At 50.7% G+C, this 268-nt stretch carries 1 rRNA gene; it reads right to left on the bottom strand.

The window, feature by feature from the left end:
* Window positions 1-268 (bottom strand): 23S ribosomal RNA (locus DW297_RS07800); the annotation flags it as partial.

The following is a 268-nucleotide window of genomic DNA, read 5'->3' as shown; positions in this document are numbered from 1 at the left end:
TTTGCCGAGTTCCTTAACCAGAGTTCTCTCGCACACCTTAGGATTCTCTCCTCGCCTACCTGTGTCGGTTTGCGGTACAGGCACCTTTTATCTCGCTAGAAGCTTTTCTTGGCAGCGGGGAATCAAAGACTTCGCTCCATAAGGAGCTTCCCCATCACAGCTCAGCCTTCACGATAAGCGGATTTGCCTACTTATCAGCCTAACTGCTTGGACGTGCACAACCAATCGCACGCTTCTTCTATCCTTCTGCGTCCCTCCATTGCTCAAA

Origin of the sequence: Microbacterium sp. PF5, from assembly GCF_004794315.1 — a bacterium.
Classification (GTDB): domain Bacteria; phylum Actinomycetota; class Actinomycetes; order Actinomycetales; family Microbacteriaceae; genus Microbacterium; species Microbacterium sufflavum.
This window is presented reverse-complemented; position numbering and strand designations above follow the sequence as displayed.